At 72.9% G+C, this 23,496-nt stretch carries 20 protein-coding genes and 1 tRNA gene; 6 read left to right on the top strand and 15 right to left on the bottom strand.

The genetic code is table 11. The features are described from left to right. Positions 1 to 14 precede the first annotated feature (14 nt). The 7 genes from ACQEVS_RS12400 to ACQEVS_RS12370 form a co-directional block, all read right to left on the bottom strand. Positions 15 to 881 carry a carbohydrate ABC transporter permease gene (locus ACQEVS_RS12400; RefSeq protein ID WP_433019339.1) on the bottom strand — a complete coding sequence of 289 codons (867 nt, stop codon included), beginning with the start codon at positions 879 to 881 and terminating at the stop codon, positions 15 to 17. Between the two features lie 9 nt (positions 882 to 890). Next, positions 891 to 1,898, bottom strand: coding sequence for a carbohydrate ABC transporter permease (locus tag ACQEVS_RS12395; protein ID WP_433019336.1), 1,008 nt, complete (start codon positions 1,896 to 1,898; stop codon positions 891 to 893). Then, entirely contained in the window at positions 1,895 to 3,208 is a 1,314-nt protein-coding gene (locus ACQEVS_RS12390) for an ABC transporter substrate-binding protein (RefSeq protein ID WP_433019333.1), read from the bottom strand. Before ACQEVS_RS12390 ends, ACQEVS_RS12395 begins: the two co-directional genes overlap by 4 nt. A gap of 308 nt (positions 3,209 to 3,516) precedes the next feature. After that, positions 3,517 to 3,589, bottom strand: a tRNA-His gene (locus tag ACQEVS_RS12385). Positions 3,590 to 3,751: 162 nt separating this feature from the next. After that, positions 3,752 to 4,357: an oligoribonuclease gene (orn, locus tag ACQEVS_RS12380; protein WP_004953545.1), complete on the bottom strand. Its 606-nt coding sequence runs from the start codon at positions 4,355 to 4,357 to the stop codon at positions 3,752 to 3,754. 5 nt (positions 4,358 to 4,362) lie between these two features. Beyond that, positions 4,363 to 5,742 carry a GlxA family transcriptional regulator gene (locus tag ACQEVS_RS12375; RefSeq protein WP_433019328.1) on the bottom strand — a complete coding sequence of 460 codons (1,380 nt, stop codon included), beginning with the start codon at positions 5,740 to 5,742 and terminating at the stop codon, positions 4,363 to 4,365. A 366-nt stretch (positions 5,743 to 6,108) separates the two neighbouring features. Further along, entirely contained in the window at positions 6,109 to 6,552 is a 444-nt protein-coding gene (locus tag ACQEVS_RS12370) for a hypothetical protein (protein ID WP_433019325.1), read from the bottom strand. 461 nt (positions 6,553 to 7,013) lie between these two features. Here ACQEVS_RS12370 and ACQEVS_RS12365 point away from each other — a divergent pair, with 461 nt between their 5' ends. Further along, positions 7,014 to 7,535 carry a universal stress protein gene (locus ACQEVS_RS12365; RefSeq protein ID WP_433019322.1) on the top strand — a complete coding sequence of 174 codons (522 nt, stop codon included), beginning with the start codon at positions 7,014 to 7,016 and terminating at the stop codon, positions 7,533 to 7,535. Positions 7,536 to 8,159: 624 nt separating this feature from the next. Here the strand turns inward: ACQEVS_RS12365 and glmS are convergent. The 7 genes from glmS to ACQEVS_RS12330 form a co-directional block, all read right to left on the bottom strand. After that, on the bottom strand, positions 8,160 to 9,980 hold the full coding sequence (glmS, locus tag ACQEVS_RS12360; protein ID WP_433019319.1) for a glutamine--fructose-6-phosphate transaminase (isomerizing): 1,821 nt from the start codon (positions 9,978 to 9,980) through the stop codon (positions 8,160 to 8,162). A 102-nt stretch (positions 9,981 to 10,082) separates the two neighbouring features. Continuing rightward, positions 10,083 to 10,358, bottom strand: coding sequence for a hypothetical protein (locus tag ACQEVS_RS12355; protein WP_185946059.1), 276 nt, complete (start codon positions 10,356 to 10,358; stop codon positions 10,083 to 10,085). Between the two features lie 87 nt (positions 10,359 to 10,445). Further along, a complete protein-coding gene (locus ACQEVS_RS12350; RefSeq protein WP_433019315.1) occupies positions 10,446 to 11,345 on the bottom strand; it encodes a DUF4429 domain-containing protein in 900 nt (299 codons plus the stop codon). A 115-nt stretch (positions 11,346 to 11,460) separates the two neighbouring features. Beyond that, the gene (locus tag ACQEVS_RS12345) at positions 11,461 to 12,621 is read right to left on the bottom strand and encodes an acyl-CoA dehydrogenase family protein (protein ID WP_185946073.1); all 1,161 of its coding nucleotides are present in this window, start codon (positions 12,619 to 12,621) and stop codon (positions 11,461 to 11,463) included. Positions 12,622 to 12,627: 6 nt separating this feature from the next. Further along, the gene (locus ACQEVS_RS12340; RefSeq protein ID WP_433019312.1) at positions 12,628 to 13,569 is read right to left on the bottom strand and encodes a hydroxymethylglutaryl-CoA lyase; all 942 of its coding nucleotides are present in this window, start codon (positions 13,567 to 13,569) and stop codon (positions 12,628 to 12,630) included. Continuing rightward, on the bottom strand, positions 13,566 to 15,998 hold the full coding sequence (locus ACQEVS_RS12335; RefSeq protein ID WP_433027495.1) for an acetyl/propionyl/methylcrotonyl-CoA carboxylase subunit alpha: 2,433 nt from the start codon (positions 15,996 to 15,998) through the stop codon (positions 13,566 to 13,568). Before ACQEVS_RS12335 ends, ACQEVS_RS12340 begins: the two co-directional genes overlap by 4 nt. Before the next feature lie 89 nt (positions 15,999 to 16,087). Beyond that, on the bottom strand, positions 16,088 to 17,719 hold the full coding sequence (locus tag ACQEVS_RS12330; protein ID WP_433019309.1) for a carboxyl transferase domain-containing protein: 1,632 nt from the start codon (positions 17,717 to 17,719) through the stop codon (positions 16,088 to 16,090). A 118-nt stretch (positions 17,720 to 17,837) separates the two neighbouring features. On the opposite strand from ACQEVS_RS12330, the gene ACQEVS_RS12325 reads away from it, so the two are divergent. From ACQEVS_RS12325 to ACQEVS_RS12310, 4 genes are all read left to right on the top strand, one after another. After that, the gene (locus ACQEVS_RS12325; RefSeq protein WP_433019306.1) at positions 17,838 to 18,578 is read left to right on the top strand and encodes an SACE_7040 family transcriptional regulator; all 741 of its coding nucleotides are present in this window, start codon (positions 17,838 to 17,840) and stop codon (positions 18,576 to 18,578) included. Between the two features lie 197 nt (positions 18,579 to 18,775). Next, positions 18,776 to 19,933 carry an acyl-CoA dehydrogenase family protein gene (locus tag ACQEVS_RS12320; RefSeq protein WP_433019303.1) on the top strand — a complete coding sequence of 386 codons (1,158 nt, stop codon included), beginning with the start codon at positions 18,776 to 18,778 and terminating at the stop codon, positions 19,931 to 19,933. 38 nt (positions 19,934 to 19,971) lie between these two features. Next, positions 19,972 to 20,871 carry an acyl-CoA thioesterase gene (locus ACQEVS_RS12315; protein WP_433019300.1) on the top strand — a complete coding sequence of 300 codons (900 nt, stop codon included), beginning with the start codon at positions 19,972 to 19,974 and terminating at the stop codon, positions 20,869 to 20,871. 77 nt (positions 20,872 to 20,948) lie between these two features. Next, positions 20,949 to 21,155, top strand: a complete 207-nt coding sequence (locus tag ACQEVS_RS12310) for a hypothetical protein (RefSeq protein WP_433019297.1) — start codon at positions 20,949 to 20,951, stop codon at positions 21,153 to 21,155. A gap of 244 nt (positions 21,156 to 21,399) precedes the next feature. Here the strand turns inward: ACQEVS_RS12310 and ACQEVS_RS12305 are convergent, their stop codons facing one another. After that, positions 21,400 to 22,200 carry a phosphatase gene (locus ACQEVS_RS12305; RefSeq protein ID WP_433019294.1) on the bottom strand — a complete coding sequence of 267 codons (801 nt, stop codon included), beginning with the start codon at positions 22,198 to 22,200 and terminating at the stop codon, positions 21,400 to 21,402. A 161-nt stretch (positions 22,201 to 22,361) separates the two neighbouring features. Here ACQEVS_RS12305 and speB point away from each other — a divergent pair, with 161 nt between their 5' ends. Then, a complete protein-coding gene (gene speB, locus ACQEVS_RS12300; protein ID WP_433019291.1) occupies positions 22,362 to 23,339 on the top strand; it encodes an agmatinase in 978 nt (325 codons plus the stop codon). Positions 23,340 to 23,496 lie beyond the last annotated feature (157 nt).

Here is a 23,496-nt window from a genome sequence, read left to right as displayed (position 1 = left end):
AGCCGGCACGGGCGTCAGCCCTTGACCGCGCCGCGCATGATGCCGCCGACGATGTGCCGCCCGAAGAGGGCGAGGACGAGCAGCAGCGGGAGCGTGCCGAGCAGCGCCCCGGCCATCACGACGGCCTGGTCGGGGACGTAGCCGCGGCCGAGGCCGGTGAGGGCCACCTGGACGGTCGGGTTGTCCTGGGTCAGCGCGATCACCGGCCAGAAGAAGTCGTTCCAGGACTGCACGAAGGAGAGCATCCCGAGCACCGCCATCGCGGGCCGGGCGACGGGGAGGACGACGTGCCGTACGACGCGCAGGCTGTCGGCGCCGTCGACCCGGGCGGCCTCGATCAGCTCGGTGGGCAGCGCCTCCACGAGGTACTGCCGCATGAAGAACACGCCGAACGCGCTGACCAGGGTGGGCAGGACGACCGTCTGCAGCCGGTCGGTCCAGCCCAGCTCCGCGACGAGTGCGAACAGGGGGACCACGGAGAGCTGCGGGGGCACCATCATCGTGCCGACCACCACCGCCAGCAGGGCGTTCCGCCCCCGGAACCGCAGCTTGGCGAAGGCGAAGCCGGCGAGGGTGCAGAAGAGGACGGTGCCCAGGGCGACGCAGCCGGCGACCAGCGTCGTGTTCAGCAGGGCCAGGCCCAGGTTGGCGTCGCTCCACGCGATGCCCAGGTTGTGCGCCAGGTTGCCGCCGAACCAGAGGGGCGGCGGGGTGTGCGCCAGCCGGGTGTTGCCGTGCGAGGCGGCCACGGCCGTCCACACCAGGGGCAGCACCGAGCCCGCGGTGAAGAGGACGAGCACGGTGTATCCGAGCGGCCCGGTGCGCGGCCGGCCGCCGGCCGGCGCGCGGGTGACGCGGGTGGCGGGGATGGGGACGGGCACGGCGGCTCCTCACCGGTCCGCGCGCAGCCGGCGGGCGAGCAGCCCGCCCACGGCGGCGACCAGCAGCAGGATCAGGAACATGGCCCAGGCCACGGCGGAGGCACGGCCGAGATGGAAGCCGAACCACCCCTGCTCGTACAGATAGAGGCCCAGGGTCTGGAACTGGTGCGAGGCCCCGCCCTTCTGCCCGGCCGCCCCGCCGAAGAGCAGGGGCTCGCCGAACAGCTGCGTTGCCCCGATCGTCGAGACGACGACGGTGAACAGGATCGTCGGCCGCAGCGAGGGCACGGTGACGTGCAGGAACTGCCGCACCCGCGAGGCGCCGTCCAGCGCCGCCGACTCGTACAGCTCGTCGGGGACGGCCTGCATGGCGGCGAGGTAGATCAGCGCGTTGTAGCCCGTCCACCGCCAGACGACGATCGAGGAGACGGCGATCCGGGAGCTCCAGGTGCCGTTCTGCCAGTCGATCGGGGCGATGCCGGCGAGCCCCAGCGCCCAGTTGATCAGGCCGTAGTCCCGCCCGTAGAGGAGGACGAAGACCAGGGTGGCCGCGGCGACCGACGTGGCGTACGGGGTGAGGAGGGCGACGCGCCAGAAGGTGGCGGCCCGCAGCCGCTGGTGCAGCAGATGTGCGAGGCAGAGGGCCGTCAGCAGTTGGGGGACGGTCGAGAGCACACCGATGGTGAAGGTGTTCCGCAGGGCGTTCCAGAAGAACTCGTCGTGCAGCAGCCGGAGGTAGTTGTGCGCCCCGGTCCACTCCATCCGGCTCATGTCCGTGAGTTCGAGCCGGTGCAGTGAGGCCCAGCCGGTCCAGAGGAGGGGGAAGAGACCGAATGCGGAGAAGAACAGGAAGAACGGCGCCACGAACGCGTACGGGCTCCAGCGCACGTCCCACCGGTGACGGCGGGTGCGCCAGGCGGCGCGGCGGTCCCGGCCGGGGGCGGGCGGGGCGGCCGACGGGCCCGGAGCGGGATCCGCGCCGGGGTCCTCGACGGTGGTGGGCGGCGCCGAGGTCATTCGTCCACCGCGTTGTGAATCTCCTTCTGGGCCGCCGCCCAGGCCGCCCGTGGAGACCTGCCCTGCTGCTCGACCTGCGGGATGCCGACGTCGGTGAAGGCGGTGCCGATCTGCTGCTCGTGCGGTCCGGTCACCAGCGTGGGCGCGCCCTCGGCGGCCCGGGCGAAGATCCGCGCGACCGGCGCCCCGCCGAAGTAGGGGTTCCGCGCGTCCCGCAGCTCCGGCATGCCGTACGAGGCGGGGGTGGAGGGGAAGCTCGACTGCCGGGCGAAGAGGCGGGCCTGCTGGGCGGGCGCGGTCAGCCAGGCGGCGAGCGCCATGGCCTGCGCCCGGTGCCGGGCGGCCTTCGGGACGGTGAGGAACGAGCCGCCCCAGCTGGCCGGCCGGGGCGCCGGCGCCACGTCCCACAGGCCCCGGCCCGCGTCGCCCGACTTCTCCTTGATGTAGCCGAGCATCCACGGCGGGCAGGCGACGGTGGCGAAGCGGCCGTTCGCGTACGCCTGGTCCCAGGGTTTCTCGAACTGTCTCAGCCGCGCGGTCAGCCCCTCGCGGGCCGCCCGCACCGCCAGGTCCCAGGCCGCCCGGACGGCCGGGCCGCCGGTGTACAGCGGGCGGCCGGACCGGTCGTAATAGCGCTCCGGATAGCCGTGGATGGCGGCGTTGTAGACGCCCGCCGCCGAGTCGGTGAAGACCGTGCCCGCCGGGGCCCGCTTCCGGTAGGCGCGGCCCACGTCGAGGTACTTCCGCCAGTCGCCGGCCCACAGGCGGCCGACGGCCTCCCGGCCGGTGGGCAGCCCGGCCCGGCGGAAGAGGTCCTTCCGGTAGCAGACGGCGATCGGCCCGATGTCCGTGCCGAGCCCGACCGTCCGGCCGTCGGGGGTGGTGGCCTGGGCCCATTTCCACCCCAGCCAGTCGGCCCGGCGCACGCCCGGCGCCCGGGACAGGTCCTCCAGCCGTCGGCCCTGGCCCGCCGCCAGGTCGTGCAGGGTGCCGACCTCGACGGCCTGGACGTCCGCCAGCCCGCTGCCGGTCACCAGGTGCGTCAGGAACTGCGGGAAGTAGGTGTCGCTCCGCTCGATCACGTTCTCCTTGATCCGGATCTCCGGGTGCAGCCGCTCGTACTCGGCGTAGAGGCCGGCCTGCCGGTAGCCGAAGACCCCGAAGGTGCCGACGGAGAGCGTGGTCCGCCCGTCGCCGTCGGCCGCGCAGCCGGTGAGCGCCGCGGCCAGGAGCAGCCCGGCCGTCAGTGCCGCCGGTGCCGCCCGTACCCGCCGGGCCCGGGGCCGCCGTCCGTGCGTGCCGCCGCGCATGCCTCCTCCTGATGCCGTGCCCGCCCCGCCGGCCGGCGGGGCCCGCCAAGAGGCGTGCCGGACCGGAGCATTGGGGGTTTCGGGGCTGCTCCGAGACTTGCCGCAACCTGGCGTAGTGTCAAGGACGCGCTGCGTGACGTGGCCTGGGGGGTGAAAGGGGCGCGGGAAGCGCTTCCGGCGTGTCGTCGTGGTGGGGCGGCGGGAGGCCCGGCAAGGGCTGACGGCCATTCGGACGCGCGGACACGACCGAGGCCGGGAACGCCGAAGGCCCCGACCTGGTTTCCCAGATCAGGGCCTTCGGCTCTGAGGGTGAGTAACGGGACTCGAACCCGCGACATCCTGGACCACAACCAGGTGCTCTACCAGCTGAGCTATACCCACCATGTCCGGCGTTTGTTTCCGTGTTTCCCACCGGCCGAGAAAAAGTGTACAGGGTCCGGAGGGGTGCTCGCTCCCGGCTTTCGCCGTGCCGGGAGCGAGCTGCGTCACTCCGCCGGAATCCCCGCCGAAACCCCACGGAGAGCCCGCGGGGATCCGGCCGGACTACGACTGAACAGGAAGGACGTGCTTGGCCGCGATCGCCTTCGCCGTGTCCGAGTCCGGACCGGGCTGCGGCACGAAGATCGCCTCGCGGTAGTAGCGGAGCTCGGCGATCGACTCACGGATGTCGGCGAGGGCCCGGTGGTTGCCGGCCTTCTTCGGGCTGGCGAAGTAGGCCCGGGGGAACCAGCGCCGGGACAGCTCCTTCACCGACGAGACGTCGACGATGCGGTAGTGCAGGTGCTTCTCCAGCTCCGGCATGTCCCGCAGCAGGAAACCGCGGTCGGTGCCGACCGAGTTTCCGCACAGCGGGGCCTTGCCGGGCTCCGGGACGTACTCGCGGATGTACGCCAGGACCTGCCGCTCCGCTTCCTCGAGCGTCGTCCCGCCGTCCAGCTCGTCGAGCAGCCCGGAGGCCGTGTGCATCTGGCGCACCACCTCGGGCATGGTGGTCAGGGCCTCGGCGGGCGGGCGGATGACGATGTCCACACCGTCGCCGAGGATGTTCAGCTCCGAGTCGGTCACCAGGGCGGCCACCTCGATGAGCGCGTCGGTCGACAGCGAGAGCCCGGTCATCTCGCAGTCGATCCACACCATGCGATCGTTCATGGAACTCACCCTACGGGGCGTTCCCGCTGGCCGGGCAGGTGCGGGCTGTACAGGTCGGACTCCGGCTTGCCCGGGTCGACGGCACCCGGGCCGTGTCCCGGTCCATGGCCGAACCCCGGGTTCCCCTGTCCGTGCCCCAGGGGCACCCCGTGTCCGGGGTGGCCGCCGTGTCCGCCGTGCCCGCCGGGGTGCGGCGGACCGCCGAGCGGGCCGGCCGCGGCGTGCGCGGCGGCCAGGGCCGTCCGTCTCAGCCCGACGACCGCAGGCTCCCCGGACCGGGGTTCCAGCGGATCCGGACCGCCGAAGCGGTCACCCCGTCCGTCCCGGTCCGGCCGCTCGGGCCGGTCCGGCCGGCCGTCGGGGCCGCCCTGGGGCCGCCGCGCCCGGTAGGCCGCCCGGTAGGCCGCGGGGGAGGACCCCAGCTGCCGCCGGAAGTGGCCGCGCAGGGCGACGGGGGAACGGAAACCGCAGCGCCCGGCGACCTCGTCCACGGAGTAGTCGGACGTCTCCAGGAGCCGCTGTGCCTGGAGCACCCGCTGGGTGATCAGCCACTGGAGCGGCGCGCTGCCGGTGAGCGAGCGGAACCTGCGGTCGAAGGTGCGACGGCTCATATAGGCGCGGGCGGCCAGGGTCTCCACGTCGAACTGCTCGTGGAGGTGCTCCAGCGCCCAGGCGACGACCTCGGCGAGCGGGTCGGCGCCGATCTCCTCCGGTAAAGACCGGTCGAGGTAGCGCTCCTGGCCGCCACTGCGGCGCGGCGGTACGACGAGGCGTCGGGCGAGCGCCCCGGCGGCGTCCGCGCCGTGGTCGGTGCGGACGATGTGCAGGCACAGATCGATGCCGGCGGCGGTGCCCGCGGAGGTCAGGACGTCACCGTCGTCCACGAAGAGCTCCCGGGGGTCCACATGGACCGAGGGGTAGCGCTTGGCGAGCGTCGGCGCGTACATCCAGTGGGTGGTGGCGGGTCTGCCGTCGAGCAGTCCCGCGGCGGCCAGCACGAAGGCCCCGGTGCACAGCCCGACGATGCGGGCGCCTTCCTCGTGGGCGCGGCGCAGTGCGTCGAGGGCGGCGGGCGGCGGTGGCTGGGTGATGGACCGCCAGGCCGGTACGACGACGGTGCCGGCCCTGGAGAGCGCCTCCAGGCCGTACGGCGCGGTCAGTTCCAGACCGCCGGTCGTTCGCAATGGCACATCTTCGCCCGCGCAGACGAGCAGGCGATAACGGGGAACCCCGGCGTCCTGCCGGTCGATCCCGAATACGGAGAGCGGAATGGAGCTTTCGAAAATCGGGCCGCCGCTGAAGAGCAGTACGGCGACGATCTCCCGGCGGCGGCGTCCGGAGAGCTTGCGCACGGTCTCCGGTACGGTCGTGGAGTCCTGGCTCATGGCGCTAAGCCCCCTCGGCGGTCGAGTCCTCTCGGTCCTGCACGTTTCCCCTCGGTCCTGAACGGTTCCCCCGCCGGTCATGGCCAAGATCGAATCTACTGTGTCGGATGTAGTCGCGGTGACCAGTTCACCATCCGGCTCTATGTCGACATGACAACTTGGCGCGAAGCGTTCGATCACGAAGCGTTGCACTTGCAGGCCCCGCTGAAAAGTACGCCTCTCGGCTCTGCCCCAGCGTCGTAGGGATCAACCGCCCTCAGCGGTCCTTTCCTTGCTGGTCGCCCGGCTGTTGGGGGCTGGTCAGGCCAAGCGAGGGCCCTCGGCCTGAAGTTGGCCGAAAACATACGGGTGTCGGCGTACGAAAAATCAGTCGACGTACGTACTGGCGCCCGGATGGCGTGCGCCGCGGTGCGTACCGGTACCGGTGCGGCCGTGCCGGCCGCGGTGCGGGGAGACCGGTGCCGCGACTCGTCCGAGTGCCCCTTCGAGGGCTTCTTCCAGGTCCTCTTCGAGCGCTCCGGCGGGCTGTTCGCCACGGTCCGTCCGGCGGTCCGCGCCGCCCCGGCCGGTGGCCCGCGGGGCGCGTCCGGCGGCCCGTTCCGAGCGGCGGAGCAGGGCGTGGCAGGCGCAGGTGAGCGCCACGAGTCCGGCGGCGGTGCCGGCCGCCCCGCCGAAGGACCGGCCGCACATCAGCAGGACGACGGGGACCAGGGCGCAGCTGAACGCCGCCCAGCGCACCACGTCGCTCACCGGATCGGGCGATTCCCGGTCGGGTTCTGCGGCGTGGGCGTCGTCGCGGGTTCCGGGCACGGAGCGGCTCCCTGGTGGCGGCTGCTGGCGGTAGTACAACGCCGTCCGGGCGTGTGGGTCACTCGGCGAACGGGCAGAGGTAGGGGCACACGGGGCATTGCGCTGGGGGCGGCCCTCGTGCATGCTCCGGGGAACGCTCACCCGTCAGCCGTCACACCCGTCGAGGGGACACCGCGTGTCGCACCCGTCGTCCGGACGTCCGCCCCTCGGGGGCGGCCGTCGCAGGCGGGCGGAGGCCGGCGTCTTCCGGCCCCGTTCGGCGGGCCGGCCTCTGGGCACCCGGAGGGCGGGGCCGTACCCTGGGGGGTAAGTCCTTGAAAAGATGAATCCCGGACGGATTTTTGTCGCCGTACTGACATCCATGCGCCCGCGCGGTGTCCCGTACGACGGGAAATGTCCCTTCAGTCCATCGCAGCCCACCGCCGACCCTCCGCAAGAGGAATTCCTTCGCCGAGACACCGATGGCCGGTCACGAATTCTCCGAACCCGCGGACCGCAAGCGGATCGCCGATCAGACGGCGCTTCCCGAAGCGGCGGAAGAAGCACGCCATTCCTGCGATCCCGCGTTCCAGCACGGTGTCGTGGTGGGTTTCGACGGCTCCACGTCGAGCGAACGGGCGCTTGCTTATGCAATCGGCATGGCCCGGCGCTCCGGCTCGGGCCTGATCATCGTCCATGTGGCCAACCGGCTGCCGACGACCGTCTGGGCGGGCTGTGAACCGCCGGTCTTCGTGGACGTCCCCGACCACCGCACCGAGGTCCTGGGCCTGGAACTGGCCTGCGCCGACCACCTCTCCGAGGTCCCCTGGATCCTCGTCGAGCGGGGCGGGGACATCTGCCACGAACTGGAGGAGGTCGGGCGGGAGTACGCGGCCGACGCCATCGTGGTGGGTTCCACCCATGGGATCGTCGGCCGGATCTTCGGCTCGGTGGCCGGACGGCTGGCCCGGCGGGCGCAGCGGCCCGTGGTGGTCATTCCCTGACCCCGTGACCCCCTGACCCCGTGACCCCCTGACCCCGTGGCCCCGTGGCCCCGTGGCCCCGTGACCCCGAGATGCGTGGGGCGCGGGGCGGCGGGAGCATCCGGGGCGTAGGGCGTATGTATGGGACGCGCCTCAAGCGTTTCACGTGCCTCACGCACCCCATGTCTCACGCTCGCACCTCTCACGCGAGCACAAGCCCAACTCCCTGCCCCGCGCGGGTGGTGAGCGCCGGACCCGCCGGCGGACGCGACAGGCGCGCGCCCCTGCGATGCGGAAGCGCGCGCCTGTTCAGGTGTGCGAAAGTCGCTTCCCCCGGGTACAAGTCCGGTGAGCGAACGTGCCGCCGGGCGGGAGGTGACGGTTCCCGGGACCGGTGGCATCACCGCCGGCGCGAGGGCGGCGCCGGCACCGGGGAGGCGGTCCTCCCCGCGCGCCGGGTGGCACGCGCGGGGAGCGCCGTCGGTCGTGACGGTCCGTCAGACTCCATGGGCGGAGCCGTAGGACGTGACGGCCAGAGCCGTCAGGCGTGACGAGGAGCCCCATCGGGCGCGACGCGCAGGCCCGCCAGGCGCGACGCTCGACCGTCCGGACCGCTCGACCGTCGCGGCTGCCCGACCGTAGCGACTACTCGACCGTGACGGACTTGGCGAGGTTGCGCGGCTTGTCGATGTCGCGGCCCATGGCCTTGGCCGTGTAGTAGGCGAAGAGCTGGAGCGGGATGCCCATGAGGATCGGGTCCAGCTCGTCCTCGTTCTTCGGCACCACGATCGTGTGGTCGGCCTTCTCCTGCTCCTGGTGCGCGACGGCGAGGATGCGGCCGCTGCGGGCCTTGATCTCCTCCAGGGCGGCGCGGTTCTTCTCCAGCAGCTCGTCGTCGGGGACGATCGCGACGGTCGGCATGGCGGGCTCGATCAGGGCCAGCGGGCCGTGCTTGAGCTCCGACGCCGGGTATGCCTCGGCGTGGATGTATGAGACCTCCTTGAGCTTGAGGGACGCCTCGCGGGCCACCGGGTAGCCGCGGACGCGGCCGATGAACATCATCGACTTGGCGTCGGCGTACTCGGCCGCCAGCTTCTCGATCTCCGCCTCGTTGCCGAGGATCTCCTCGATCTGCGCGGGCAGCTTGCGCAGGCCCTCGATGATCCGCTTGCCGTCGGCGACGGACAGGTCGCGAGTGCGGCCCAGGTGCAGGGCGAGCAGGCCGAAGGAGACCACCATGTTGGTGAAGCACTTGGTGGAGACGACGCAGACCTCGGGTCCCGCGTGCACGTAGATGCCGCCGTCGGTCTCCCGGGCGATGGCCGAGCCGACCACGTTGACCAGGCCGAGGACGCGGGCGCCCTTGCGCTTGAGCTCCTGGACGGCGGCGAGCACGTCGTAGGTCTCGCCGGACTGGGACACCGCGATGTAGAGGGTGTCGGGGTCCACGACCGGGTTGCGGTAGCGGAACTCGGAGGCCGGCTCGGCGTCCGCGGGGATGCGGGCCAGCTCCTCGATCATCTGGGCGCCGATCTGGCCGGCGTGGTACGAGGTGCCGCAGCCGAGGATCTTCACCCGGCGCACGGCGCGGGCGTCGCGGGCGTCCAGGTTGAGGCCACCGAGGTGCACGGTGGAGAAGCGGTCGTCGATGCGGCCGCGCAGGGCGCGGTCCACGGCGTCGGCCTGCTCGTGGATCTCCTTGTGCATGTACGTGTCGTGGCCGCCCATGTCGTACGACTCGGCCTCCCACTCCACGGTGGTGGGCTGCGACGAGGTGGTGGAGCCCTCGGTGGTGTAGGTGCGGTAGTCGTCGGCCTTCAGGGTGGCCATCTCGCCGTCGTCCAGGGTGACGACCTGGCGGGTGTGGCTGACCAGCGCGGCGACGTCGGAGGAGACGAACATCTCCTTCTCGCCTATGCCGAGGACGACCGGCGAGCCGTTGCGGGCGACGACGATGCGGTCCGGGAAGTCGGCGTGCAGCACGGCGATGCCGTAGGTGCCCTCGATGTGGCGGACGGCCTCGCGGACCTTCTCCTCCAGCGTGGCGGCCTGCGAGCGGCCGATCAGGTGGGCGAGCACCTCGGTGTCGGTGTCGGAGAGGAACGTCACGCCGTCGGCCGTCAGCTTGGCGCGCAGCTCGGAGGCGTTGTCGATGATGCCGTTGTGGACGACGGCGACCTTCTCGTCGGCGTCCACGTGCGGGTGGGCGTTGACGTCGTTGGGGGCGCCGTGGGTGGCCCAGCGGGTGTGCGCGATGCCGGTGGTGCCGTTGAAGCGCTTGGGGAGGCGGGCCTCCAGCTCACGGACGCGGCCCTTGGCCTTGGCGGTCTTCAGGCCGCCGGCCTTGCCGCTCGCGTGCAGGGCGATGCCCGCGGAGTCGTAGCCGCGGTACTCCAGCCGCTGCAGCCCTTCGAGCAGCAGCGGGGCGACGTCGCGCTTTCCGATGTAACCGACGATTCCGCACATAAGGTGATGACCCTCCCTGACAAACGATCGATGATGCCCGCGGGCGGCAGCAGCCGCCGTTCCGCCTTCGCCGGGGACGGGCGTCCCGGCCCCCGGTCCGCCTCAGCCGTAGACGATGCGCCGCAGCTGGCGCAGCGAGAGCGGGGGCGGGGCGACCGCGCGGTGCGGCAGCTCCGCCGCGATCCGCTCGAAGATCTCCGCGTTCGCCAGGCCACCGGACTGCAGTTCGCGGTGGCGGCGGCGGACGAACTCCTCGGCCGTCTCGTCGAAGTACGCCAGGACGTCCAGGACCACCCGGGCGGCCTCGCCGCGCTGGAGCGGCGTGCTGCGCACCAGGTGGTCCACCAGGTCGTCATGGGACATACGGCGTTCGAGCACCCGTTGATACTGAGGGGTGTCGAAGCGTTTCGCAAGAATCCTGCCCGATTTCGGGCAGGACTCGCGATGAATTAGTGATCGTTTTACCTAGAAACGCTGGAGAATCGCCTGTTTCGCGGCGGTGAACTCCTCGTCCGTGAGGATCCCGGACCGGTGCAGCTCGCCCAGTTCCCGCAGCCGGCGGAGCAGGGTGTCGTGATCGTCGGCCGGCGGCGCGTCGGACGGGGCCCGGTCGAGCGCGGCGGCCGTCGCGGGCGCGGTGACCGCCGGGACCTCGTGCACCGGGGCGGCGGGGTGCGGCAGCCGGGCCGTGACGGCGGCGCCCAGCAGGGCCATCAGCCCGTCCTTCTTGAAACCGAACAGCTCGATGGCGTTCGGGTCGTGCTTGGCGGGCGTCTTCGAGGGCGCGCCCCGGACGACGAACCGCAGGTAGCCGTTCTCCAGCCCGATGCTCGGCAGCCACTCCACGCCCGTGATGTCGGCCAGCGGCAGCTCCCGCGGGCCGCCCGACGCCTTGCCGTCGTCGGTGACCCAGTTCCATTCCAGCCGGACCGTCTCGCCGTCGAAGGAGGCGGTGCCGTCCCCGGCGCCGACCGCCAGCGGGACGGCGGGGCCGGGCAGCAGATAGCGGTCCGCCGGGCCGTCCGGCACCTGCTCCAGCAGCAGGGCGGTACGGACCTCCTCCGCGAAGTACTCGGCGACGCCGGCCCGGTCCGGCTCCGTCCTCAGCTGGTACGGGTCGATGGCGTCGGCCATCCGGCCGCGCGTCACCTGGGACAGCGGGTCGGCCCCCTCGCGCAGCCGCAGCCGCAGCCGGCCGGCCTTGCGGCCCGGCTCGAAGGCGATGCCCGCCACGGCCTCCAGCGGCACGGTCAGCTCACCCAGCGTCTGGCGGACCAGATGGACCCCGCGTTCCCGGCCCGGGACGATGCGTATCGCGTCCCCGTCGAACGTCCACGTGCCGTCCTTCTGGAAGATCTCTGCCATGGGCGAATTCTCGCAGGCGGGAGGCGGCTTGGGCAGGCCGGGCGGGGGGCGCGGGCGGTGCGCGGGCCCGGGGCGGCGGTGCCGTACGCACCACCGCCCGCGGACCCGTCCGGCGTCAGCCCGTGAGGCCCAGCTCCCGGGCGATCAGCATCCGCTGCACCTCGCTGGTGCCCTCGCCGATCTCCAGGATCTTGGCGTCGCGCCACATCCGGGCCACCGGGTACTCGTTCATGAAGCCGTAGCCGCCGTGGATCTGGGTGGCCTCGCGGGCGTTGTCGACCGCGATCTCCGACGAGTAGAGCTTGGCCAGCGCCGCCTGCTTCTTGAACGGCTCGCCGTGCACCAGCCGGGAGGCCGCGTCGCGCCAGGCGAGACGGGCGGTGTGGGCGCGCATCTCCATGTCGGCGATCTTGAACTGGATGGCCTGGTTGTCGCCGATCGGCCGGCCGAACGCCCGTCGGGTCCTCGCGTACGTCAGCGACTCGTCGACGCAGCCCTGCGCCAGCCCGGTGGCCAGCGCGGAGATCGCGATCCGGCCCTCGTCGAGGATGCGCAGGAACTGGGCGTAGCCCCGGCCCTCCTCGCCCAGCAGGTTCGCGCGCGGCACCCGGACGTCGGAGAAGGACAGCTCACGCGTGTCCGAGGCGTTCCAGCCGACCTTGGAGTAAGGGGCCGCGACGGTGAAGCCGGGGGTGCCCGACGGGACGATGATCGAGGAGATCAGCGGCTTGCCGTCCGGCGTACGGCCGGTCACGGCGGTGACGGTGACCAGGGCGGTGATGTCGGTGCCCGAGTTGGTGATGAAGCACTTGGTGCCGTTGATGACCCACTCGTCGGTGGCCTCGTCCAGCCGGGCGGTGGTGCGGGTGCCGCCCGCGTCCGAACCGCACTCCGGCTCCGTCAGCCCGAAGCCGCCCAGTATCTCGCCGGCGCACAGCCGGGGCAGCCACTCGCGCTTCTGCTCCTCCGTGCCGAAGCGGAAGATCGGCATGGCGCCCAGGGAGACGCCCGCCTCCAGGGTGATCGCCACGGACGAGTCGACGCGGGCCAGCTCCTCCAGGGCGATGCCCAGGGCGAGGTAGTCGCCGCCCATTCCGCCGTACTCCTCGGGGAAGGGGAGGCCGAAGAGGCCCATGCGGCCCATGTCGCGGACGATCTCGTAGGGGAACTCGTGGCGCTCGTAGAAGTCCCCGATCTTCGGGGCGATCACATCGTGGGCGAACTCCTCGACGGTACGCCGGAGTTCCTCGTGCTCGGGGGTGAGGCGGTGGTCCAGCATGGCTCAGGACTCCTGGTGGGAGATGGCGCGGACGGTACGGGACGGGCTCGGCCGTCCCAGGTGGGCGGCCATCCACACGCTTGTGGCGGTGAGCCGGCCGAGGTCGACCCCGGTGTCGATGCCGAGGCCGTGGAGCATCCAGACGAGGTCTTCGGTGGCGAGGTTGCCGGTGGCGCTCTTCGCGTACGGGCAGCCGCCGAGGCCGCCCGCGGAGGCGTCCACGGTGGTCACGCCGTGGCGCAGGGCCGTGAGGGTGTTGGCCAGGGCCTGGCCGTAGGTGTCGTGGAAGTGCACGGCGAGGTGCTCGGTGGGGACGCCCGCCGCGTCGAACGCGGTGAGGAGGGCGCTGACGTGGCCCGGGGTCGCGACGCCGATGGTGTCGCCGAGGCTCAGCTCGTCGCAGCCCATCTCGTACAGGCGACGGCCGACGGCCGCGACCCGCTCGATCGGGACCGGGCCCTCCCAGGGATCGCCGAAGCACATCGACAGATAGCCGCGGACGCGCGCGCCCTCGTCCTTCGCCCGGCGCACCACCGGCGCGAACATGGCGAGCGACGCGTCGACCGTGCGGTTGAGGTTGGCCTTGGCGAACGACTCGGTGGCGCTGGCGAAGACCGCGACCTCGCGTGCGCCCAGGGCGAGGGCGCGGTCGAGGCCGCGCTCGTTGGGGACGAGGACGGGGAGGCGGACGCCGATCCCCTCGACGAGCGGCAGCAGCTCCTCGGCGTCGGCGAGCTGCGGTACCCACTCGGGGCGGACGAAGCTCGTCGCCTCGACGGTGCGCAGGCCCGCGTCGGCGAGGCGGCGGATGAAGTCCGCCTTCACCTCGACCGGGACGATCGCCTTCTCGTTCTGCAGGCCGTCGCGGGGGCCGACCTCGTGGATCCGGACGCGGTCCGGGAGGGCGGGGTCCCGTACGGGCATGGGGAGGCCGGCGGCCGTCATGCTTCCTCCTGGGCGGCGGGCTGGTCGACGGGCTGGTCTGCCGGCTGGCCGGAGGGCTGGTCCGGGGCGACGACGGCCAGGACCTGGTCCATGGCGACCGTGCTGCCGGGGGTGACGTCCAGTTCCGTGACCGTGCCGTCGTGCGGGGCGGCGATGACGTGCTCCATCTTCATCGCCTCCACGACGAGCAGGCTCTGGCCGGCGGTGACCGTGTCCCCGACGGCCGCCTTGACGACGGTGACCGTGCCCGGCATGGGAGCGGTGAGCGCCCCGGCGTGCGCGGCGGCGCTCGCGCCCCCGGCGGCTACGGGGTCGTGGTCGAGGACGTGCCAGGTGTCGCCTTGGTGGGCCAGCCAGGCCCCGTCGGGGCTTATGACGAAGGGGGTGGTGCGGCCGTCGAGGTCGAGGGTGAGGCGGTGGGGGCCGGTGGGGAGGAGGCGGGCGCGGCGGGGGGCGCCTGCGGCGGGCTGTTCCCCAGCCCCGCCCCTTCCCAAAACCGGGGGCAGGCCCCCGGACCCCCCGATCGCCGCGCCCTGCTGCGCGGGCAGGGCGGCGGCGGACGCCGTCACGCGGGCCGTGCTCGTGCCGGCCGCTGCCGCGCCGGCCGTACGGCCGGCGGGCGCCGTGGCACCGTCTGCGGTTGCCGCGCTGCCGCGCACAGCGCCCGCGTCGTCCGCGCGCTGCCCGCCGCCGGCCGCTGTTGCGCTGGTCGCTGCCGTGGCGGCCGCGCCGGCCGTGGCGCCTTCGGCGCCGCCCGCCGCCTGCCCGTGCTGCGCCGGCCGCACGGGTGCTTGGGCGCCGCCCGCCGCCTTCCCGTCACCCGCCGTCCCAGGCGCCTCCGCGCCCTCCGGCGTGTCCACCAGCACCTCCGTCCCCGTCGCCGTCGTCCGGACCCGGACGGTGACCGGGTCATGTCCGGGGACGCGGAAGTGGTGGGGTGTCCAGGCGGGGGTGCCGCCCAGGCGCCAGGCGTCCGGGGTGGAGAACGGGTCCGTCCACGAAGCGGGGGCGGGGGACAGGGCGGCCTGGCGGGTGAGGGCCGCCGTCGTGTAGACCTCGGCCGGGACCGTGTCCGACAGGAGGGACGGGCCGTCGCGGTCGACCAGGCCCGTGTCCAGGTCGCCCGAGACCACCGACGGGTGGGCCAGGAGGCGGCGGAGGAAGCCGGTGTTGGTCTCCAGGCCGAGGATGGTCGTGTCCGCGAGGGCGGCGCGGAGGCGGCGGAGGGCCGTGGCGCGGTCGGGGCCGTAAGCGATGACCTTGGCGAGCATCGGGTCGTAGTCCGTACCGACCTCCGTGCCCGGGAGCAAGCCGGAGTCGACGCGGACGCCCGGGCCCTCCGGCTCGTGAAGGGCGACGATCCTGCCGGCGGAGGGGAGGAATCCGCGGGCCGGGACCTCGGCGCAGATGCGGGCCTCGACGGCGTGGCCGGTGAGCGACACGTCGTCCTGGGCGAAGTCCAGGGGCTCGCCCGCCGCCACGCGGAGCTGCCATTCCACCAGGTCCAGGCCGGTCACCAGCTCCGTGACCGGGTGCTCCACCTGGAGACGGGTGTTCATCTCCATGAAGTAGTAGGCGGACGGATCCCCGCCGGGGACGATGAACTCGACCGTGCCCGCCCCGGTGTAGCCGCAGGAGCGGGCTGCCTGGACGGCGGCGGCGCCCATCGCCGCGCGGGTGGCCTCGTCCAGCAGGACGCTCGGCGCCTCTTCGATGATCTTCTGGTGGCGGCGCTGGAGCGAGCACTCGCGCTCGCCCAGGTGGACGACGTTGCCGTGGCCGTCCGCGAGGACCTGGATCTCGATGTGCCGAGGACGGTCGATCCACCGTTCCACCAGCAGCGTGTCGTCGCCGAAGGAACCGCGCGCCTCGCGCCGGGCCGCCGCGATCTCCTCGGCGAGCAGCGCCTCGTCACGGACCAGCCGCATGCCCTTGCCGCCGCCGCCCGCGGACGGCTTCAGCAGGACGGGCATGCCGATCTCCCGTGCCGCGTCGATCAGTTGGGCGTCGGTCAGGCCGCTGCCCGTCGAACCCGGGACGACCGGGACGCCCGCCGCCCGGACCGTCTCCTTGGCGCGGATCTTGTCGCCCATGAGGTCGATCGCGTCGGCCGGCGGGCCGATGAAGACCAGGCCGGCGTCCGCGCAGGCCCGGGCGAAGGCCGCGTTCTCGGCGAGGAAGCCGTAGCCGGGGTGGACGGCCTGCGCGCCGGCGCGTTCGGCGGCGGCCAGCAGCCGGTCGACGGACAGGTAGCTCTCGGCGGCGGAGGCGGGGCCGAGGCGGACGGCCGTGTCGGCCTCGCGGACGTGCCGGGCGTCGGCGTCCGCGTCGCTGTACACGGCGACCGAGCGGATGCCCAGCTCGCGCAGGGTGCGGATGACGCGGACGGCGATCTCGCCGCGGTTGGCCACCAGAACGCTCTCGAACATGGCCGCCTCGGACGCGCTCGGCTCGGACGTGACCGGCTCGGACGTGATCTGTTCGGACGTGATCGGCTTGGGCATGGTCGGTACTCCTCTCACATCCGGAAGACGCCGTAGCCGGGCGCGTTCGGGTCGCGTTCGGGCAGGGGCGCGTTGGCGCAGGCGGTGAGGGCGAGGCCGAGGACCCGGCGGGTCTCCAGCGGGTCGATGACGCCGTCGTCCCACAGCCGGGCGGTCGCGTAGTAGGCGTTGCCCTGGGTCTCGTACTGCTCGCGGACGGGCGCCTTGAACGCCTCCTCGTCCTCCGCGCTCCACTCCTCGCCGCGCGCCTCCAGCTGGTCGCGCTTGACGGTGGCGAGCACCGAGGCGGCCTGTTCGCCGCCCATGACGGAGATCTTGGCGTTGGGCCACATCCACAGGAAGCGGGGCGAGTAGGCCCGGCCGCACATCGAGTAGTTGCCGGCGCCGTACGAGCCGCCGATGACGACCGTCAGCTTGGGGACGCGGGCGCAGGCCACCGCCGTCACCATCTTGGCGCCGTGCTTGGCGATGCCGCCGGCCTCGTACTGCCGGCCGACCATGAAGCCGGAGATGTTCTGGAGGAAGACCAGGGGTATGCCGCGCTGGTCGCAGAGCTCGATGAAGTGGGCGCCCTTCTGGGCGGATTCGGCGAACAGGATGCCGTTGTTGGCGATGATTCCGACCGGGTGGCCGTGGATCCGGGCGAAGCCGGTCACCAGCGTCTGCCCGAACTCGGCCTTGAACTCGGCGAACCGCGAGCCGTCCACCACCCGCGCGATGACCTCGCGGACGTCGTAGGGGGTGCGGGAGTCGACCGGGACGACGCCGTAGAGCCCGGCGGGGTCGACCTTGGGCTCCTCGACGGGCTCGACCCGCCAGGGGAGCGGCCCGCGGTCGCCGAGCGTCGAGACGATCGTGCGGACGATCCGCAGCGCGTGCGCGTCGTCCTCCGCAAGGTGGTCGGTGACGCCGGAGACCTTGGAGTGCACCTCGCCGCCGCCCAGTTCCTCGGCGGTGACGACCTCACCGGTGGCCGCCTTCACCAGCGGCGGGCCGCCCAGGAAGATCGTGCCCTGGTCGCGCACGATCACGGCCTCGTCGCTCATCGCCGGGACGTACGCGCCGCCGGCCGTGCAGGAGCCGAGGACCGCCGCGATCTGGGGGATGCCGGCGCCGGACATCCGGGCCTGGTTGTAGAAGATCCGGCCGAAGTGCTCGCGGTCCGGGAAGACCTCGTCCTGCATCGGCAGGAAGGCGCCGCCGGAGTCCACCAGGTAGAGGCAGGGGAGCCGGTTCTCCAGGGCGATCTCCTGGGCCCGGAGGTGCTTCTTGACGGTCATCGGGTAGTAGGTGCCGCCCTTGACCGTCGCGTCGTTGGCGACGATCACCACCTCGCGGCCCGAGACCCGGCCGATGCCCGCGATCACCCCGGCGGCGGGGGCCGCCCCGCCGTACATGCCGTCGGCGGCCAGCGGGGCCAGTTCGAGGAAGGGGGAGCCGGGGTCCAGCAGGGTGTCCACCCGGTCCCGGGGGAGCAGCTTGCCGCGCGCGGTGTGCCGGGCGCGGGCGCGCTCGCCCCCGCCCAGCCGGGCCGCCGCCAGCTTCTCGCGCAGCCGCGCGACGAGCTCGCGGTGCGCGGCCTCGTTGCCCCGCCAGCCTTCGGACGCCGGATCTGCGGCGCTGACCAGCGCCGGTGCCTGCTGCATGGACTCGAAGCTCCCTTGCTCCCGTGCCACGTGCGGTGAATATCCGTTGCGGTTAATAAGCGTTAACAGATCTCCTTCAGGTTAACGGCCGCTAACGGCGCTGTCTACAATTTGTTCGGTGACCCCCGTGAACCCCGCCCGCGCAGCCGCCGGAGCGCCCGGATCCGCCCCCTCGGCGGAGACCACCGCCCGGCCGACCGCCGCCGCCCCCGCCGGCCCCGCCAGCCCCGCCGAAACCGCCGCCCCCGCCGACGCCGCCGGCCCCGCCCCCACGCGCCGCGAGCAGATCCTCCGCGAGGCCGCCCGCCTCTTCGCCGAGCGCGGCTTCCACGGCGTCGGAGTGGACGAGATAGGGGCCGCGGTCGGCATCAGCGGCCCCGGGCTCTACCGCCACTTCGCGGGCAAGGACGCGATGCTCGCCGAACTGCTGGTCGGCATCAGCGGCCGGCTCCTGGCGAGCGGCCGGGAGCGCCGCGCCGCGGCCGAGGCGGCGGACGCCGGACCCGCCGCCGTCCTGGACTCGCTGATCGACGGGCACATCGCCTTCGCCCTGGACGACCGGGCCCTGATCATCCTGCACGACCGGGAGCTGGGCCGGCTCCGTGACGTGGACCGCAAGCAGGTCCGCTCGCTCCAGCGGCAGTACGTGGAGCTGTGGGTCGAGGTCGTGCGCGCGCTGCACCCCGCGGTCGCCGAGGACGACGCCCGGGCCGCCGTGCACGCGGTGTTCGGCCTGCTCAACTCCACCCCGCACCTCGGCCGTGCCGGCGGGCTGCCCGGCCGCGACGCCACCGCCGCACTGCTCCGCCGGCTGGCGCACGGGGCGCTCGCGGCGCTCACCGGCCCCGCCCGCCTCTGAAGTCGACTGCGGTCGTCTGCAGTCGCCCACGTCGCCCACGTCGCCCACGTCGCCCACGTCGCCCACGACGCCCACGTCGCCGACACGACCGGCCCCGGCGGGATCTGGACAGTCCCGGAGACCGCCGGGTAGCTTTCGCTGAGCAAGCGCTCAGCCGACCGGGGGACGGAGGAACCGGCCCCGCCGAGGGGGTAGTTGTGCGTCGGACGGTGTTCAACGAGGACCACGAGGCGTTCCGGGAGACCATCCGCGCCTTCATCGCCGCGGAGGTCGTCCCCTGCTACGACGAGTGGCGCGAGGCCGGGCAGGCGCCGCGCGACTTCTACAAGAAGCTCGGCGAACTGGGCGTCTTCGGCATCGAGGTGCCCGAGGAGTACGGCGGCGCGGGTGAGACGAGCTTCAAGTACCAGGCCGTCATCACCGAGGAGTGCGCCCGCGCGGCCGTCAGCTTCGGCGGCAGCAGTGTGCACACCGCGCTCGTGCTGCCGTACCTCCTGAAGTACGCCACCGAGGAGCAGAAGCGGCGCTGGCTGCCGCCGTTCGTCAGCGGCGACATGATGACCGCCATCGCCATGACCGAGCCCGGCACCGGCTCCGACCTGGCCGGCATGAAGACCACCGCCAAGCTCTCCGCCGACGGCAGCCACTACGTCCTCAACGGCGCCAAGACCTTCATCACCGGCGGCGTGCTCGCCGATCGGGTGATCGTCTGCGCCCGTACCGCGCCGCCCTCCCCCGAGGACCGGCGCGGCGGGATCACGCTCCTGTTCGTCGACGCCCGCTCCGAGGGCTACGCGGTCGGCCGCAAGCTGGAGAAGCTGGGCCTGAAGACCTCCGACACCGCCGAACTCTCCTTCACCGACGTCAAGGTGCCCGTCGGGGACCGGCTCGGCGAGGAGGGCAAGGCGTTCTCCTACCTCGCGCACAACCTGCCGCAGGAGCGGCTGGGCATCGCCTTCTCGGCGTACGCGCAGTCCGCCGCCGCCGTGGAGTTCGCGCGGAAGTACGTGGCCGAGCGCACGGTCTTCGGGCAGCCGGTGGCGTCGTTCCAGAACACCAAGTTCGTCCTCGCCGACTGCAAGGCCGAGGTCGACGCCATGCAGGCCGTCGTCGACCGGGCGCTGGACGCGCACGACGCGCGCGAACTGAGCGCCGCCGACGCCGCGTCCGCCAAGCTCTTCACCACCGAACGCGCCGCCGTCGTCATCGACAAGTGCCTCCAGCTGCACGGCGGTTACGGCTACATGATGGAGTACCCCATCGCGCGGCTGTACGCCGACACCCGGGTCAGCCGGATCTACGGCGGCACCAGCGAGGTCATGCGCTCCATCGTCGCCAAGTCGATGGGCCTCTGAGCTCCCCGAGCTCTCTCAGGAACGGAACGGCACCGCACGTGAACGAACCCCCGGCCCCGGCCCCGCTGCAGGACCTCCTCGACCTCCTCGACCTCGAACGGATCGAGGAGGACATCTTCCGCGGCACCAGCCGGCCCGCGCTGATCCCCCGGGTCTTCGGCGGCCAGGTCGCCGCCCAGGCGCTGGTCGCGGCCGGCCGGACGGTCCCGGACGACCGCTTCCCGCACTCCCTGCACGCCTACTTCCTGCGGGCGGGCGACCCCGGCGCGCCCATCGTCTACACGGTGGACCGCATCCGCGACGGCCGCTCCTTCACCACCCGTCGCGTGGTGGCCGTCCAGCGCGGCCGGGCGATCTTCCACCTCTCGGCCTCCTTCCAACTGTACGAGGAGGGCCTGGAGCACCAGGAGCCGGCCCCGCCCGCGCCCGACCCGCTCACCCTGCCGACCGCCGCCGAGCTGCTGCCCCGCTACGCCGACCGGTTCGCGGGCCCGGACGTCGTCGAACGGCTGCTGGAGGCCCGGGCCGCCGTCGACCTGCGGTACGTCGGCGACCCGCCCTTCGCCCGGTACGGGGAGCCGCGCGAACCGCGGTCGCAGGTGTGGTTCCGCACCAACGGCAAGCTCGCCGACGATCCGCTGCTCCACGTCTGCCTGGCCACCTACGTCTCCGACATGACGCTGCTCGACTCCGTCCTGCTCGCCCACGGCCGCGGCGGCTGGGTGGTCGGCGACGTCGTCGGCGCCAGCCTGGACCACGCCATGTGGTTCCACCGGCCGTTCCGCGCGGACGAGTGGCTGCTCTACGACCAGGAGAGCCCCACCTCCCAGGGCGGCCGGGGGCTCGCGCGCGGCCGGATCTTCACGGAGGGCGGGGAGCTGGCGGTGTCGGTGATTCAGGAGGGGTTGGTGAGGATTCCGCGCGTCGCTGCGGACTGACGCCGCGTCAGTCGGCCGCGTCAGCCGGTCGCGACGGCCCCCCGGTAGGCTCGTCGACCGAAGAGGGGGGAAGTCTCGTGCGCAACATCCTGCTGATGGCAGCCGGAGCCGTCGTCATCGTCCTGACGGTCCTGGTGATGTTCTTCTGGCACCAGTGGCTCCTGGACCAGACCGAAGGCTCCCGCTTCGCCTTCGGCCTCGCCGGGCGCGCCGTCGAGATGGGGGCGCTGTACGGGGGGACGTGGCTGTGCGTCCGGGGCTGGAACGGGCGGCGGACAGCCTGAACGCGGTGGGGGGCTTGGCCCCGGTCCCGCCCTTTCACCGTTTCTGCGGGGGCGGAGCCCCCGCACCCCCTGAAACCGCGCTCCGCGCGGTTGTCCTCAATCGCCGGACGGGCTGAAAAATCAGCCCGTCCGGCGATTGAGGACGAGCGGCGCAGCCGCGAAAAGGGGGTCTGGGGCGCAGCCCCAGGAAACTGGGGGCACCTCCCAGCGGTAGCCGGGGGAGAAAGGGCGGGACCGGGGAAGCTCACCCCACCGCCGCCACCCCCGCCGCGTCCAGCAAGTACGCCGTCACCGGCTCGTAGAACCGAGGGTCGACGACATGGTCGTCGAGCGGCACCGCCACCCGCAGCACCCCCTCCGCCTCCGCGAGGAACAGCGCCGGATCGTTGCAGTCCGCGAAGCCGATCGCGTCGATCCCGCGCTGCGCCGCGCACCCCGCCCAGCCGTGGTCGGCGACCACCAGGTCGGGCAGCGGGCGGCCCTCGCGCGCCAGCGCGTCCAGGACCGCGGCCATCGGGGCGGGGGAGTGGGTGTGCCACAGCGTGGCCCCGCCCTCGAACACCGCCACGTCCGCGACCTGGTACACCGCGCCCTCGTCCGCCCGCGGCACGCCGGGCACGGAGACGATCTCGCAGCCGGCGGCGCGCAGGGCGGCGGCGACCGTCCGGTGCGCGTCCAGCAGGCCGCCGGGGTGGCCGGTGGCGAACAGCACCCGCTGCCGCGCCTCCGCCGCCTTGCGCAGGAACAGGGCCGCCCGCTCCAGCGCGGTGATCGTCAGCTCCGGGTCGATGGTGTCCTGTCCGGACCGCAGCGCGGGATCGTCGCTGACCCCGCAGCGCTCGGCCATGACGGCGAGCACGTCCTGCTCGTCGGTCCAGCGGTCGCCCAGCTCCACGCCGAGCCAGTGCGACCGGTCGCCGTGCGCGAGCTTGCGGTAGTGGTCGAGGCTGTTCCGGCGGGGCGTCGCGACGACCCCCGCGATGTGCGTCCGGACGAGATGGTCGAACAGCTCGGCTCGGCTGGGTACGGTCTGCGACGTCGGCATGGGGGCATTCTTCCCGCCCGCCGATCCGCCGTCTCCCCCCGGCCGCGATGGACGCCGTGTCCATAAGAGGAGTGCGGACCCACAATTCCGTACATGTGCGGAACCCCGCCCCCTGCCTACCCTCTGGAACGACCCAGGCAGCGATCCGAGAGGCTCCCCGCATGACCACCGTCGCCCCCCGTGAACCGCGCGGCCCCGTCGACTCGTCCCGCATCCCGCGCTACGCCGGGCCGGCGACCTTCGCCCGGCTGCCGCGGCTCGACGAGGTCGGCACGGCCGACGTCGCCGTCGTCGGCGTGCCCTTCGACACCGGCGTCTCCTACCGCCCCGGCGCCCGCTTCGGCGGCAACGCCATCCGCGAGGCGTCCCGGCTGCTGCGCCCCTACAACCCGGCGCAGGACGCGTCGCCGTTCGCCCTCGCGCAGGTCGCGGACGCCGGTGACATCGCCGCCAACCCGTTCGACATCAACGAGGCCGTCGAGACGATCGAGGCCGCGGCCGACGACATCCTCGGCACCGGCGCCCGCATGATGACGCTCGGCGGCGACCACACCATCGCGCTGCCGCTGCTCCGCTCGGTCGCCAAGAAGCACGGCCCGGTCGCGCTGCTGCACTTCGACGCGCACCTGGACACCTGGGACACCTACTTCGGCGCCGAGTACACCCACGGCACCCCGTTCCGCCGGGCCGTCGAGGAGGGCATCCTCGACACCTCCGCCCTCTCCCACGTCGGCACCCGCGGCCCGCTCTACGGCAAGCAGGACCTGACCGACGACGAGAAGATGGGCTTCGGCATCGTCACCTCGGCGGACGTCTACCGCCGTGGCGCCGACGAGGTCGCCGACCAGCTCCGGCAGCGCATCGGCGACCGCCCGCTGTACATCTCGATCGACATCGACTGCCTCGACCCGGCGCACGCCCCCGGCACCGGCACCCCCGAGGCCGGCGGCATGACCTCCCGCGAGCTGCTGGAGATCCTGCGCGGCCTGGCCTCCTGCAACCTGGTCTCCGCGGACGTCGTCGAGGTGGCCCCCGCGTACGATCACGCGGAGATCACGGCCGTGGCCGCGTCCCACACGGCGTACGAGCTGACGACGATCATGTCGCGGCAGATCGCGGCCGCCAGGGCGGGGCAGTAGGCACAGTGCGGCCGCCAGGCCGGGCCAGTCGCACAGCGCGGCCGCCCGGAACGCCTGGGACCCGTAACGAACGGGGGCCACCCCGCCCCCGTTCGTTACGGCGGGATGAAATCCGCCCCTCCTGGCGTTGGCGCCTCTCGGTAAGGCGTACGAGGCG

The organism is Streptomyces sp. CA-181903, assembly GCF_050937075.1.
Taxonomy (GTDB): Bacteria; Actinomycetota; Actinomycetes; order Streptomycetales; family Streptomycetaceae; genus Streptomyces.
Note: the sequence above shows the minus strand (reverse complement) of the source record. Positions and strands in the feature narration are given on the sequence as shown.